The organism is Liquorilactobacillus satsumensis DSM 16230 = JCM 12392 (genome assembly GCF_001435195.1).
GTDB classification, from domain to species: domain Bacteria; phylum Bacillota; class Bacilli; order Lactobacillales; family Lactobacillaceae; genus Liquorilactobacillus; species Liquorilactobacillus satsumensis.
Map to the genome: position 1 here is coordinate 14,966 of NZ_AZFQ01000049.1, position 14,623 is coordinate 29,588.

Below are 14,623 nucleotides of genomic sequence, written 5' to 3' on the forward strand. Positions count from 1 at the left end.
TGGCTTAGAACATGGCTATTTTTTAAAAACCAGCTTTAAGCCAACGAATCCCATGGTGCAAGCTCAATTTTCTTTTGTTGCAGTAACCGGCGCTGTGCGTCTTTGAGGTATTTTTGATTAACAATGACTTCATAGACATAATCGTCAAACCACTGAGCACTCATTACAAAATATCCCTGATCACCAATTTTTTCACCCCAGCTATTTTCAACCTTCCATTTAGTTGGGTGCCCCGCGATAACATCAACTCCGACAAGTGTCATTGCATGTGAAACGTGCGCTTCACCGGTCTGCAAACGCTGCGCTTTGGTCAGTTGAAGTCCAACATCAAACAAGGCTGAACGTTCATGGAAAGCAGGTGCCAGAATTCCTTGAGTCCGTTCAAGATCCTTGGTCACATCATTTCCAAACCAGACAGACTGTCCAGCTTTAAGCTGAGCGATCGCAGCTTCTTTCAACACTGCGAGTTCAGTATTAACAAACGCGATCTTTTGTCCGTTAAAAATGTAATCTTGACTTGGCAAACTGTAAACCTGCCCCAATTCATGATCTGGAGCATTTGTTAAACAAACATAATCATTGAAGTCCCATGCAACGTATTTTGCAAAAAAGCGCTGTGGAGTTAAAGCTTGATCAAGGTGATACTTGTGCTCATCGTCGCGATATTCAAAATCAAAAACAGTGGGCGGTTCACCGAAGGCATAGACCAACATCCGGTAAACCTCTTCCAAAAATTGTTCTTTTGCAGCCACAATTTCCTGCTGCGCAGCTTGCGCATTAACCAACTCCCGTAGTTTCAACCCGTCTTTACGTAACTTGAGGCTCAGGACGTCACTGATTTCAGCTGTTTTTTCGCTATTATACGTTTCAGGCATCACGTCTTGAGGAACCACACCATACTTCTCAATTAAAGCCGCCGCATTTGCCCACTGTCCGCCATCATCATCAGGTCCGGCAAATAAATGTTGCACAATCCGCGAAGCTAGCGGTTGGGCCGCAGTTGCCAGCACCTCTTCATAAAAATGATTAGCTTTTTCTAACCGATCGTAGAAGGAATTATAATTTTGTGAAAATTGGAAATCCTTAATCTGATATTGCTCAGCAAATTGATGCCGCAATGTGTTTAAGGTTGAAAAAAGCCAGCAACGGCCGCTTTTCTTTTGATTAGTAACTTTACCAGTGGGTAGTTCAATTGAGAAAACACGCGTCAAATCCTGCTTAGCAGCAATATTTTCACTTGCAGCGTTCACCCCGTTTTGCTGAACTGCACGGGCTACCACTGCATTAACCTTGCGCCCCTTTAATGCTGTTCGAAACCTCTCTAAGTTGGCTTGCGTAATATCTTTTTTCATTTAAAAACCTCTTTCTTCTTTGAATTAATTAATGCAAAATATAATCTTAGCGCTCCGGCTGTATCTGATAACGCACGATTGGACGTTCATTAACCTTTTGCACTCTACGCGCATTATCACTGGCAAAATCTGTCCGCAAGGTCTCCAGCTGTGTTGGCGAAACTGTCAGTGGTTCTTCGAAAACCCACCATTCAACTCCGCGAAGCAACGGCGGTGTAGTTAAAGAACCCAGATAACGATAAACCTTTTGTGTCCTTCCGGCGGTTAATGCACGCATATTTAAGCGCTCCGCAAAGACCGTTTCCTCATTTTCATTTAAAGTAAAATGCTGATAAAATGGGGCAAGCTGTTCATTAAAAGTTCCCGTTTCAACTAAAAAAGCCAAGACTGACAACTGGCCAATTGCGTTTTGTTGCACGAAATGCAACTCCATAGAAGCAGTCTTGCCATTTACAAGGTGCTCAGCCGGGAAATGAAAATGGAGTTGCTGAAACTCAAATGTTCGACCCGCAATCATGGTTTGTCCCACTCCGTTATATTGCAAATTATTTCCCTTGCCAACCACCGTTTTAAATTTATAATCTGTGGAAAAATTGATAACCTGCGCTGTTTGTTGTCGTTTTGTTGCCTGCAGTGCAGATAATTCAAGTGGTGATTGCCACTGTGAAAGATGATCTGGCCAATTGTCTTGCTCTTTATAATCTAACATAAATTCTCTTTCCCTTCTGCTTAAAATATTCCTATTAACTTATTCGCACAGGACTGAGAAAAAAGTAAATTTTGCTCAGATCCTTCATTAAAAACTGCGGATAAACGTGTTCCATCAGCCAAAGCTTTTCGTCTAACTTAACATTACTCAGCACAAAAGATTCCCGTTGAGTAATTTCACATTAGTACTCAAATTTGATCAGCGTATGTCACACTCTAAGCTCCAGTATAAGTTAATTGAAATACTTCAAGGTAGCAAAAAGGCCTAGCGTTGAAAAGGAAATAAGGCAGCAAGAATTAGAATCTTGTCAGCGTGCAAATTTTAAGCTTAATCAGAGTTACCGCTCTCTAGCATAAAACATTTTGCAAGCCGGACATTACAAAAAATAGCGACTTTTCCCAGAAGGGAATACAGTCGCTGTCTTTGCTCGAACCATCGAAACTCTAAAGTTCCGAGTTCTGGTTTCTAAAATTAAAGTTTGTTTTTATTGAATAATGAGTCTACAGACTTGTTGTTGTAGATTAAACTGATCGCCTTGGCAAAAGTCCGTGAAACAGAAAGAACATGCAATTTTGCAAATTGTTTTTCCGCTGGAATTTCAATCGTATCAGTTACAACCACCTCTGTGTAAGCAGAATTTTGCAGTTCTGCGACCGCATCATTTGAGAAGATGGGGTGAGTAGCACATGCATATACTTCCCGTGCTCCTGCAGCCTTTAATGCTGCGGCTGCATCCGCCATCTTGCCACCAGTATCAATCAAGTCATCAAAGACAATGCAGCGGCGATCAGCAACATCACCAATCACCGTCATCTTTTCGTTAGCTGCTGCACGCTTAGCATCGCGTTTATCAACGATTGCAATTGGAGCCTTCAGCAAGGTTGCTAAATTACGGGCTGCCTTAACCCCATTATGATCGGGGGCAACAATTACTACGTCATTAGTAATTCCCTTTTCAATAAAGTAACGTGCTTGCACAAAGATCGCCAGCAAATGGTCAACAGGAATATTGAAAAAGCCCTGAAGCTGTCCTGCATGCAGATCCATTGTAATAACTCGATCAGCACCTGCCAGCTGAATAAAATTAGCGATCAATTTAGCAGTAATTGGTTCACGGGCACGGGCTTTACGATCAGCACGTGCATAACCATAGTATGGCAACACTACATTAATAGTACCTGCACTTGAGCGCCGCAGGGCATCGATCATGATCATCAATTCCATAAAATTCTCATTCACCGGATCAGAAACTGATTGAATGATAAAAACATCCGCCCCGCGAACACTTTCATTAATACTAATCTGAATCTCACCATCACTGAAATGTTTGACTGACGCTGCACACAATTCAACATTTAATTCCCGTGCAATCTTGTCTGCTAATTTCCTATTTGAATTCAGCGCAAACAACTTCAGCCTGCCCTGCCCATTTTTTTCGCCCATGACTGCCTCCAATTATTGTCTTTTTAACCATTATAATAAAAAATAGCCGATAATTCTATCGTTTGCACGCTACAAAATGCAAAATCAGCTTATTTTCTAATCTGCCCATTTCCACGAATTGTATACTTCGTCGTAGTAAGTGCTTGCAGACCCATCGGACCACGTGCATGGAGTTTTTGCGTCGAAATTCCAATCTCGGCGCCGAAACCAAATTCAAAACCGTCGGTGAAACGAGTTGAAGCATTCACATAAACTGCTGCCGCATCAACCTGTGCCAAAAACTGCTGGCTTCTTTCATAGTCATTTGTAATAATTGCTTCTGAATGTTTAGTGCCATATTTATTAATATGTGCAACGGCTTCGGCAAAAGAAGGCACTACTTTGATCCCCAGAATATAATCATTGTACTCCGTATACCAATCCTGTTCAGTCGCCGGTTTAACCTTTGCTCCCAGAATTGCTTGGACCTCTTTATCACCACGCAATTCAACGTGTTGTTCCCATAAAAGCTTGGCAATCTCTGGCAGATATGCGGCAGCAACATCTTGATGAATTAACAACTTCTCAGCGGCATTGCAAACCGAAGGACGTTGACATTTAGCGTTAATAATAATTTTTTCCGCCATTTCTAAATCAGCGGTCTTATCAACATAAAGGTGACAATTGCCTGCACCAGTTTCAATTACTGGAACCTTTGCATTTTTAACAACCGCCTGAATCAAGCGGGCGCTGCCACGTGGAATCAGTACATCCAAATATTCAGTAAGCTGCATTAATTGCTGCGCATCTTCATGCGATGTATCTTTAACTACCTGCACCGCCGCAACGTCAACCTGTGCTTGCTGCAAGACCGCCTGTAAGATTTCCACCAACTTAAGATTAGTGCGGAATGCTTCCTTGCCTCCGCGTAAAATAACTGCATTGCCAGACTTAAAACACAAAGCAGCCGCATCCACCGTGACGTTGGGACGTGCTTCATAAATAATTCCAATCACTCCCAGCGGAACACGCTGTTGTGCAATTTGTAACCCGGCAGCATTCACCCAACCACCAGCGAGATTGCCTAGCGGGTCTGGAAGCTGCGCAACTTTCTCCAACCCTTGTGCCATCTGTTCAATTCTCTCTTCTGTAAGCGTCAAGCGATCCACAAAGGCCTGTGCTAAACCAGCCGCTTGCTTTAAATCAACTTTATTTTCAGCAATAATTTCAGCAGCATGCTTGCGCAGACTTGCAGCCATTGCTACCAAAAGCGCATTTTTTTTCTTAGTCTCCAATTGCGCTAATTGAAATGCTGCTTGTTGCGCTTGCTTACCCAGCATTGTCAAATCATAGGTCATTTCTGTTGCCTCCTTGTCTGTTTATTCTGTTCCCTTAAATAAAGTTCCAAGAGCGGTTCCATCAAGCAATTTAAAAATAATTGATGGATTTTCACCATTCGCAAGTAACATTGCCTTTTTAGCCTTTAACATGATCTCGGCAGCTTTTAACTTGGTAATCATTCCGCCAGTCCCCAACTTTGTTCCGCGACCACCTGCCCGCTTGAAGGTTTCCTCGCTAATTTCCGTTACCCGCTCAATCAAGACCGCATCATCGCACTTACGCGGATTCTTATCATAAAAGCCATCAATATCTGAAAGCATAATCAGCAAATCAGCATCAATTGCACGCGCTACAATCGCAGACAACTGATCATTATCACCAAACCTTGTATGATGATCCAGTTCGTCAACTGCGACCGCATCGTTTTCATTAACAATCGGAATAATATTTAACCGCAACAGATTTTCAAAAGTATTCAGCACATTTTGCCGACTGATTGGATAATCAACTACATCATGCGTTAAAAGAATCTGTCCAATCTTTTGACCATAGACTGAAAAGCGCTGCTGATAAACCGTCATTAGCTGTGTCTGTCCCACCGAAGCAACTGCTTGTTGTTCTGGAATAGACGCAGGTCGTTCGTGCAAGCGTAACAGTCCTAATCCCACGCCAATTGCCCCTGACGAAACTAACACAATCTCCTTGCCTTCGTTCACGAGACCGCTTAACGTGTAGCAAAGCTGATCAATTGCTTGTAAATTCAATTTTCCATTGTCATGTGTCAGGGTACTCGTGCCCACCTTAATGACAATTCGTTTTGCATCCATTTGCTGCATCTACCCAGTCACTTCTCCTTTAAAATATCCAAAGCTATATTGCAATAATAATATAGCAGTCCTGCCTAATTGTCTATTTAAATAAGCAGAACAATTTACTTCTGTCCGTTAATTTCTGCAGGTTTATCTTGTGGTGCATTTTGTTCATCCGGACTGGCAGCATGCCGTCTAACTTCAAGCCAGTCAATATAATTATGGTTAAGGTCGACTACCTTCAAGTCAAACTGCCCAATCGTAATCACATCATCGCGTTTAACTTTATAATTTTCTAATAGATACCCCGCGATTGTAACACTTTCGGATTCATCAAAATTCTTGTTTTTAGTTCTAAAAAAGCGCTCGAAATCATACAAGGTTGTCTTCCCTGAAATCTTGTACGAACCATCCGCATTTTTTAAAATATATTCACTTGAGACATTGTCGATTTCATCTTTAACAACTCCAAAAAGTTCTTCGTAAATATCTTTATCCGTCACAATTCCGCTGGTTCCGCCATATTCATCCAAGACCACGACAATCGGAGTTTGTTTTTGAATCATCTGCTGTAATAGTCCTTGAATTGGAGTAACTTCCGGTACTGTTATAATTGTACGTAAAAGCTTGCTGACCAAAATTCGATCGTCAACTTGAGCTTGTCTAATCAAGTCATAAATATAGACATAACCCAATATTTTATCCTTATCATTATTCGCCACGACTGGGAAACGACTAAAGCCTTGACGCAAGTAGTAGTTAATCACAGTCTTAACAGAATCAGTAATATCTACAACTTCCAGACTAGTCCGATCCACCATAATGTCTTTGGCAATTTTATCGTTAAAATCAAACGCCCTTTGCATGTAAAGCAGATCGTTTTTATCAAGCATACCACCTGTCACAGCATTTCGTGAAAGCCGGAGAATCTCAGCTTGGGTTAGTACATCGTTACTTTCACTTGCAGGCCGCAATCCAAATAAATGAATAATCGCTGCGGCAGAAACGTTTAACAGCCAAACAAAAGGATAAAACAGAATATGAAAATAATGCAGCGGCGTCACGACCAACATCATCATTTTCATCGGCATATCAATACTTAGGTTTTTAGGCACAATTTCCGTTAGCACGACTTCTAAATATGTGAGCAACATCACCCCGAGAATGGCCCCAATTGCGTGTAGACCAGTCTCGCTGATGGGTGCAATTCGTAGTGCATCAACGATTAGAATTTCGATCGTTCCTTCACCAATCCACCCTAAAATAATTCCTGCTAAAGTCACACCAACTTGGGTGGTCGATAAGTATTCATTTAAATTTTGAACCATTTTCAATGCTGTTTGTAACTTCCGTCGGTTGCCCTTGCCTGCCTCAAGCGCACTTTCCAATGCACTTTTTCTAGTTTGAACGAGCGCAAATTCTGTAGCAACGAAAAAAGCTGCAAAATAAAAAACAACCACCATGATGAGCAAGTTAATTGCCAACTGGCCACTTGTCAAAATCCATTCCCCATTTCAATTCTTACTTCTTACCATTATAATATCATTTTTTAAGTACTGTGAACGTACTAACCATCAATTGTTGTCCTTTAACTGCCGCATTGGTAAAACAGTTTGCAAAAACAACAAAGACTGTGCCAAAACGCGTGTTCTGACGCAGTCTCCTATTTTGATAACAACGCTCAATTTTTCAATACCCTACTCTATACTTGCCTTTTTCCACTAACTTTAGCCAATTTGCAAAGAAGACTGTCTGGGTTTGTTTCCAAGAAAACCGTTCATCTTGCATTTTTTCAGGATCTGCATAGTAGTTCTCCGGTTTAGCCAAAGAGGTAACTTTTTCTGGGTATGCCTGCACTTCTCGCTGGTATTCTTTTGTTAAAGCATCTTTACCATATTCAAGATGTGCAAACAAAAAAAGTTGTGGCTTTTCGCGTGCCTCTACCAAAAAAAGCTTTTGATCCGTCGTCAATGCATCAATTTGAAGTGCCGGAACAGCGCTAATCTCTGCTTGGTTGAGCTCTGCATAACGCGCATGCGGAGCCTTAAACCCAGTTGTTAAGCCATGCAGTGCAGGAGTAGGCTGTAAAATTTGATGCTTGTAAATTCCAAAGATCTTTTGTGGCAATTGCTGTTTTCCCACTCCATAAAAATAATTTGCAGCCGCCATTGCACCCCAGCAAACATAGAGCTGCGGGATTGCTGCACCTTCCAAAAAGGAAAAAAGCCGCTTTAATTCTGGCCAATACGTTACATCCTCAAACGCCAACTTTTCAAGCGGTGCTCCAGTAATAATAAAAGCATCCATCATGGCAACACGCTTGCGTGAAAGCGGCTCAGCAGTCTGCAATAAAAATGCAGGAACACTCCTATTTTGGTAATGCATAACCGGATAAAAATAGGTAATTTGGACTGCTTGTCCAGCGGCCCCTAAAACACGTTCAAAACGTCTTTTAGTATCTTCCTTGTCATGCATGATGTTTAAAATCCCAATCTTCAATAATCCACGTTCCACCGTTCTTCTCCTCACATTTTCTAATTTTGCGAGCCGGAAAAAGCCTTTTATCAATTTTCTAATTCTAACGCACCCAGAAAGAAAGTTCTAGTATAATTAATTAACAAAGTTCAGGTGTCCACTTTTAAAACTAAAGTTGTTCAACACTAATTAAAAAAGCGAGCTCTACTAATTAATTTTAGTAGCTCGCTTTTTTAATTTCAGAGTAGCCCCTACCGAGATGCCAGCTCTATAAATTTCAAGGTCAAATTTTAATACGCAGTTGTCGGTTAGCCTTGTTAAACAAAGCAATTGTTAAATTCAAAGATTCAATTGCCTCATTCGTCAAGAATTCATAATCTAATGGGTGATTAACCAGCAAGTTATGTGTCGCCAAATGGCCGATCCCTAATGATAAGACATCGATTAATGCTTGATTTTCAGTTTTATCTTTACGCGGGCCACTCTTAGCCCAGCTCAACACAAGTAAACTCAAATGCTGCGCTAATGCATTCGTCATATCAAATTCATGTTGTTCTCTAATACATTTTGTATAAAAATTTCGGTTTGCGTTTAATTCAAAAAAAGTTAGTTTAATGATGTCTTCCCATGGTAGATAATTGATGTTACTGTCAATTAACTCAGATAAGCTTTCGTGTACAAACCAGCTCAACAGATCATACTTATCAAGAAAATAATCATAAAAAGTTTGACGTCTTACTTTTGCTTTGTGCATAACAAGTGTAACCGAAAGATGCTCAAAATCCTGTTCATTGACTAGTCCCTGAAAAGAAGAAGCAATTCTTTTTTTAAGAATATCTGACATTTTTCACCCTCACAAATTCACTGGTGATCCGATCCTGTCCGCCTTTCTCTCCGTGTAAATTATAACATAGTAAAGTCTTAATGAACTCGCTTTAACTTTGAATTAGCAATCTGTTTTTATTTAGTATTATTTGTGAGCATTGTCCTCAAAAAAGAATACCCACAAGTATTTTAAAATAAACCATCTTCGTTTGTAAGGGACAAATTTTCAAAAATGCACGTTGCTTAAAGTAACCGCTTACTACACAATGTAATTGTAGTTGGTAAACGCTGTTTTTAGTGTTAACTGGTCCACAATAATACAAGGAGGATTCGTCATGACAAATAGTGCAGAATTCAATTGGTTTGGTAGTCCAGATCATTACGTTCAAGGGAAAAATATTTTGCTTAATAGTGCGGATATTCTCAGGCCCTATGGAAAAAAGTTTTTATTATTAGCCGATAAAAGCGTTTACGCAGCCGCCGGTCAAAAATTCCAAGAATATCTAACTCACAATCAATTTACTGTTGATTATGTTGAATTTAATGGTGAGTCATCCCTTACAGAAATTGAACGGGTGACAAAGATCGCTCAAGAAAAGGGTAGCGATGTCATTATTGGTCTAGGCGGTGGAAAAACGCTTGACACCTCAAAAGGGATTGCTAATAAACTAAACATCGCAAACATTATCTGCCCGTCTGCTGCATCCTGTGATGCTTCTTGCATCAAGCTTTCAATCATCTATACAGAAAACCATGAATTTGTTAAGTACCTCTTTTATGCGCATCATCCAGTACTTATTATGGCAGATACTCAAGTGATCGCCCAAGCTCCTACCCGAACTTTGTTAGCAGGAATTGGCGATGCTTTTTCGACTTACTATGAAGGCTTAGAAGTTGCTAAAAGTCATGGTCATACTCTCGCAGGCGGTCACCCTACAGATGCAGGTCTGGCAGTTGCTAAACAATGTGCCGATACATTATGGAAATATGCCTATCAAGCTCTCGAAGCGGCTGAACATAACACCGTTACCCATGCCTTAGAAAAAGTCATTGAAGCTAACATTCTTTTGTCTGGGTTAGGAGCTGAAGGAGCTGGACTTGCAGCTGCGCATTCAATTTATGATGGTTTTAGCGTACTAAAAGGTGATCCCGCTAAATTTCGTCATGGTGAAGAAGTTGCTCTAGGCGTGATGATTCAATTGATGCTGGTTGGAACACCCCAAAAAGAATTGGATAAGTTCATCGAGTTCCTCCTAACATGCGGTTTCCCATTAACCAAAAAAGACTTCCATCTTGATCAGGTTAGCCAAGAAGATCTTGAAGCATTTGCCGAAAAAGCAACTGACAAGGGTGAAACAATCGAAAATATGTCATTCAAGGTTACACCTGCAATGATTCTAGAAGCACTTGCGGGAGCAGATGCAGCGGTCACTCATTATAAGAAGACTCATACCGTACATCCCGTTTTTGTTGACAATGTTTTTGAAAAACAGGTTGGCATGCTGGTTTAATTTCACAGCAAAAGTCATACCCACTTTAGTGTTTTAGTGACCTGAATCTCTTCTAATCAAGTCACTAAAGATTAATACTTGAAACCTCCTGTTCTAAAATTGAGCGAGCTCAGCGAAAAATAAAACGTTTTTCGCTGAGCTCGCTCTTATTTTGCCAGTTAATTAATGACAGGTTAGAGTTTCTTGAATCAGCCATATTATATATAAATATAGCTCTTCACTTTTAAGTTAGTTTAGTCGCCTGAATTGCAGCCGCAATCTGCCTAATATCTGCTGGGGTTGTACGGCAACAGCCCCCGATAATCTTGGCGCCCGCATCAATCCACGTGGGCACCAGCTCTGAAAAAGTCGCAGCTTGGGGATTAGTTACCCATGTTTTCGTTTGCGGCTCATAAAGATCACCATTATTGGGGTATACAATAATCGGTTTTGTGGTCACTTGCGCAATTGTTTTAATCGCGTCCGCAATCTTGGTCATCGTGGTGCAATTGACACCAATTGCACTTATTTGTGGCTCTTTCGCAAAAAAGGCGGCTGCCTGAGCCAAAGAAGTTCCATCACAAAGGTGTGTTGCATCTTTAATGCTAAAGCTCAGCCACGCTGAATATCTACTGAATTCCGTATGTAGTAACGCCACTAAGGCCTTAGCTTCTTCGAATTGCGGTAGCGTTTCAAAAGCAAACAGATCTACACCGGCATCCGCCAATAACTGCATTCTTGAACGATGAAAATCTTGAAAAGCTTTCTGCGTCAACTTGTACGCTCCTGTATACTCACTACCATCGGCCAAGTAAGCCCCATAAGGTCCTACACTACCCGCAAGCAAAAGTTGTTGCATAGCTTTTCCTTCCAATGCTGTCTGGGCCAGAAATTCCTCGCGAGCCGCCTTAGCAAGCTCGACAGCAGTAAGAATCATCTTCTGACTTTGCGCTAGACTAAAACCAGCCCTTTTAAAAGCAGTAACATTTGCCTGATATGTATCTGTAATTGCAATTGTTGCGCCAGCTGCAAAGTATTTCAGATGCACCTGTTTGATTTTTTCAGGTGCATTAATCAATGCAGTTGCTGACCATAATTCGTTATTAGTTGCAACTCCTAATTTTTCTAATTCAGTTGCCATTGCCCCATCTAAAGCTAAAACTCCCTGTTTAGCTAATTCCTGCTTAATTGGATCGCTCATCTTTTTCCTCCTGCATCCGACTTGTATCTTTTAAAAAATTGGTGCATTCTTATAATAATGTATTTTCACCTGTAATTTTAATTATCTTAACTCATTATTAATGAAAATAAAACACTGAAGGGAAAACATTTTCATGGAAGAAGAAACAACCAAGCTGCAAAGAAAAATGGAGGCCCGCCACTTGCTGATGATCTCTTTGGGAGGCGTAATTGGCACTGGCCTCTTCTTAAGTTCAGGGTACACCATTCACGAAGCCGGTCCAGTCGGTACTATCTTGGCATATCTCGTCGGTGCCGTAATTGTATATCTCGTAATGCTATGTTTAGGCGAATTATCTGTCGCGATGCCGCAAACGGGCTCATTTCACGTTTATGCGGACAAGTTTATTGGCCCAGGAACAGGATTTACTGTTGCCATTCTCTATTGGTTAACTTGGACCGTCGCACTTGGGTCAGAATTTACCGCTGCCGGGCTGATTATGCACGATTGGTTTAAAGATTCACCCACTTGGCTTTGGAGTGTGCTTTTTATGCTCATTATTTTTATGTCGAATGCTCTTTCTGTACGTTTTTTCGCCGAAACTGAATTCTTCTTCTCAAGTATAAAGGTTGTTGCCATTATTCTTTTTATCCTTTTAGGTACACTTGCAATTTTTGGCATTATTCCGCTCAAAGGCTACTCAAGCGCTCCATTATTTCACAACCTCTTTAAAGACGGGTGGTTTCCAACCGGTTTTAAAGGCGTCTTTACTACCATGTTGACTGTTAATTATGCTTTTTCAGGAACAGAGCTCATTGGAGTTACCGCGGGGGAAACTAAAGATCCTGCCAAAAATATCCCTAAAGCCATTCATACCACTTTAATTCGCCTTTGCCTGTTCTTCATCGGAAGTATTATTGTCATGTCTGCCTTAATTCCTTGGAAAGAAGCAGGAGTTACTGAAAGTCCCTTTGTTTTAGTCCTGAATAGTCTGGGATTTCCTTTTGCTGGAGCCATTATGAATTTTGTCGTTCTAACTGCAATTTTGTCGGCAGCTAATTCCGGGCTATACGCCTCAACCAGAATGCTATGGTCATTAGCAAATGAACATATGATCCCGCAAAAATACGCGCGCACTAATAAACGGGGTATCCCAATGATTGCCTTAACCCTCAGTATGCTGGGCGGGCTGTTAGCACTCCTCTCAAGTGTGATCGCCGCCTCAACTGTCTACTTAGTCTTGGTCTCAGTTGCTGGACTGGCAGTTGTGTTCGTCTGGATGGCAATTGCTTATGCTGAAATTCAGTTCCGTAAAAATTGGCTGGCTAGTGGGCACACTGTCACAGAGCTTAAATTTAAAACTCCTTGGTATCCTGTGGTTCCTTGGTTAGCCTTTAGCTTAAGCTTGCTGTCTTGTGTTTTAATTGTCTTTGACCCCACACAGCGACCCGCTTTATTTTACATGATTCCCTTTGTAATTCTTTGCTATGTTGTTTACTATACGAAAGAAAAAATAAAGCTAAACCTGCAAAAAAAGGAGTCGGCGCAAACCGGCATAGAAGAAACATCACGAAATGATTCAAAATAAACTAAAATTTGTTCTCAAACGGTTGTAGCTTACCACGTCAAACTTGAGACTAGCTCATTAATCTGACTCAGGTAAAAAGGCACTCCTCTCAGGGGTGTTCTTTTTTGTCGCCTAACAAGACTTCAAATACCATTGTTCTTTATAGAGAACAATGGTATACTAAATTTACTATTATGAAGGAGTCCTGATTCATGAAATCAAATGCCGCGATTGTCAAACAAATGCGTGAACTTGCACAACAACAAAATATTTCAATCAGTGAACTAGCACGGCGAGTAGCAATGGCAAAATCTGCAGTTTCAAAATATTTCAATGAAACGCGGGCTTTTCCTTTAAATCGACTTGAAAGCTTTGCCAAAGCACTAGGTACCACCTCTGAACATTTACTTGGAGTTGAAGTGCCGGCTAACATGACACCCGTTTATGGAGTCGTTAAAATTCCCGTAATCGGCGTGATTGCTTGCGGAGATCCGATCACTGCCGAAGAAAATATTGAAGGTTATGTTGAAGAACCTAAAGAAACATTACCGGCAGGACAACTTTTTTATTTACGTGCAAAAGGAGATTCAATGTCGCCTACTATTCCGGATGGTTCCAACGTCTTAATTCGACAGCAACCTGAAGTTGAAGATGGTGAAATTGCAGCTGTTTTATTAACTAATGAAAATGAGGCAACTTTAAAAAGAATCAAACATACCGGCAAACTCATTTTGTTATTGCCCGATAATCCCAAATACGATCCGCTGGTTTCTTCTCCAGAAAACCCCATCAAAATATTGGGCAAAGCAATCCGCTTTGTGTCAGAACTATAAACTGGCACCCAATTACACATAAAAAATAAGACTGACTCAAAATTTCCATTTTGGTCCGTCTCATTTTATTTACCTGCATGTGACTTAATGTGGTAAGCATCAAAACTCAGCGGTAATTATTCTTTTGTGTCCAAGTTATTCTTTACATTTTCTTCGATCAGTGCAAGCTCACGCAAAATATTTGCTGTAACCTTCTGTTCTGCAACTGTGTCATCTAAAAAAGCTGTCGTTGTTCCAAACGAGTCGATGCGCAGTCCTGAAGCATTCACATTGGCAGAGACTACTATTAGATTAGTAATTTCCTCAACTTCATCATCCAACTCAAAAAAATTATCAACACTCTTAGTATTTGCAAAGGGTAAATTGATAATGCCGCTTTCAAGCATTAACGAAGCTTGTTCTGTTCCAAGCGAAACTGGTTGTTCAACTTGGACAGTCTTGCCAGCACTCACAGCCTTTTTAAATGCCGCGAACAATGGTTGCAACTGTTTTGCCGCAAATTCCGTTGCACTCTTGCACGCAATTGCTGGTAGCACCTCTTTTTGAAAATCTCCATCTTCAATCTGCTTAATAAATTCTGCGACCTTAATCTTCATCTTCGTCTCACATCCAAACTTTCA

General features: G+C 40.8%; 13 protein-coding genes. 3 read left to right on the plus strand and 10 right to left on the minus strand.

The window, feature by feature from the left end:
* Positions 1–35: 35 nt before the first annotated feature.
* The 8 genes from FD50_RS07910 to dhaS all read right to left on the minus strand — a co-directional run bounded on the left by FD50_RS07910 (position 36) and on the right by dhaS (position 8,952).
* Positions 36–1,352 (minus strand): C1 family peptidase, encoded by a 1,317-nt coding sequence (locus FD50_RS07910; RefSeq protein ID WP_056961052.1) that lies wholly within the window; start codon positions 1,350–1,352, stop codon positions 36–38.
* A gap of 46 nt (positions 1,353–1,398) precedes the next feature.
* Positions 1,399–2,061: a carbonic anhydrase family protein gene (locus FD50_RS07915; RefSeq protein ID WP_056961053.1), complete on the minus strand. Its 663-nt coding sequence runs from the start codon at positions 2,059–2,061 to the stop codon at positions 1,399–1,401.
* Positions 2,062–2,532: 471 nt separating this feature from the next.
* Complete coding sequence (locus FD50_RS07920; RefSeq protein ID WP_056961054.1) at positions 2,533–3,504, minus strand: ribose-phosphate diphosphokinase; 972 nt, start codon at positions 3,502–3,504, stop codon at positions 2,533–2,535.
* 89 nt (positions 3,505–3,593) lie between these two features.
* A complete protein-coding gene (locus tag FD50_RS07925; protein ID WP_056961055.1) occupies positions 3,594–4,841 on the minus strand; it encodes a glutamate-5-semialdehyde dehydrogenase in 1,248 nt (415 codons plus the stop codon).
* Between the two features lie 21 nt (positions 4,842–4,862).
* Complete coding sequence (gene proB, locus FD50_RS07930; protein ID WP_056961056.1) at positions 4,863–5,660, minus strand: glutamate 5-kinase; 798 nt, start codon at positions 5,658–5,660, stop codon at positions 4,863–4,865.
* A gap of 95 nt (positions 5,661–5,755) precedes the next feature.
* A complete protein-coding gene (locus FD50_RS07935) occupies positions 5,756–7,132 on the minus strand; it encodes a hemolysin family protein (protein ID WP_056961057.1) in 1,377 nt (458 codons plus the stop codon).
* A gap of 190 nt (positions 7,133–7,322) precedes the next feature.
* Positions 7,323–8,147: a homoserine O-acetyltransferase/O-succinyltransferase family protein gene (locus FD50_RS07940; RefSeq protein WP_082610485.1), complete on the minus strand. Its 825-nt coding sequence runs from the start codon at positions 8,145–8,147 to the stop codon at positions 7,323–7,325.
* A 244-nt stretch (positions 8,148–8,391) separates the two neighbouring features.
* Entirely contained in the window at positions 8,392–8,952 is a 561-nt protein-coding gene (gene dhaS, locus FD50_RS07945) for a dihydroxyacetone kinase transcriptional activator DhaS (protein WP_054756965.1), read from the minus strand.
* Positions 8,953–9,268: 316 nt separating this feature from the next.
* Between dhaS and FD50_RS07950 the strand changes: the two genes are divergently transcribed.
* Positions 9,269–10,444, plus strand: a complete 1,176-nt coding sequence (locus FD50_RS07950; protein WP_056961058.1) for a glycerol dehydrogenase — start codon at positions 9,269–9,271, stop codon at positions 10,442–10,444.
* Positions 10,445–10,667: 223 nt separating this feature from the next.
* Here the strand turns inward: FD50_RS07950 and mmuM are convergent, their stop codons facing one another.
* On the minus strand, positions 10,668–11,624 hold the full coding sequence (gene mmuM / locus FD50_RS07955) for a homocysteine S-methyltransferase (protein ID WP_056961059.1): 957 nt from the start codon (positions 11,622–11,624) through the stop codon (positions 10,668–10,670).
* A 133-nt stretch (positions 11,625–11,757) separates the two neighbouring features.
* Here mmuM and FD50_RS07960 point away from each other — a divergent pair, with 133 nt between their 5' ends.
* Together FD50_RS07960 and FD50_RS07965 are read left to right on the plus strand one after the other, a co-directional pair.
* On the plus strand, positions 11,758–13,191 hold the full coding sequence (locus FD50_RS07960) for an amino acid permease (RefSeq protein ID WP_056961060.1): 1,434 nt from the start codon (positions 11,758–11,760) through the stop codon (positions 13,189–13,191).
* A 191-nt stretch (positions 13,192–13,382) separates the two neighbouring features.
* The gene (locus FD50_RS07965; RefSeq protein ID WP_056961061.1) at positions 13,383–14,003 is read left to right on the plus strand and encodes a LexA family protein; all 621 of its coding nucleotides are present in this window, start codon (positions 13,383–13,385) and stop codon (positions 14,001–14,003) included.
* Between the two features lie 116 nt (positions 14,004–14,119).
* Here FD50_RS07965 and FD50_RS07970 read toward each other — a convergent pair whose 3' ends face one another.
* Positions 14,120–14,599 (minus strand): hypothetical protein, encoded by a 480-nt coding sequence (locus FD50_RS07970; protein ID WP_054756956.1) that lies wholly within the window; start codon positions 14,597–14,599, stop codon positions 14,120–14,122.
* Positions 14,600–14,623: the final 24 nt, after the last annotated feature.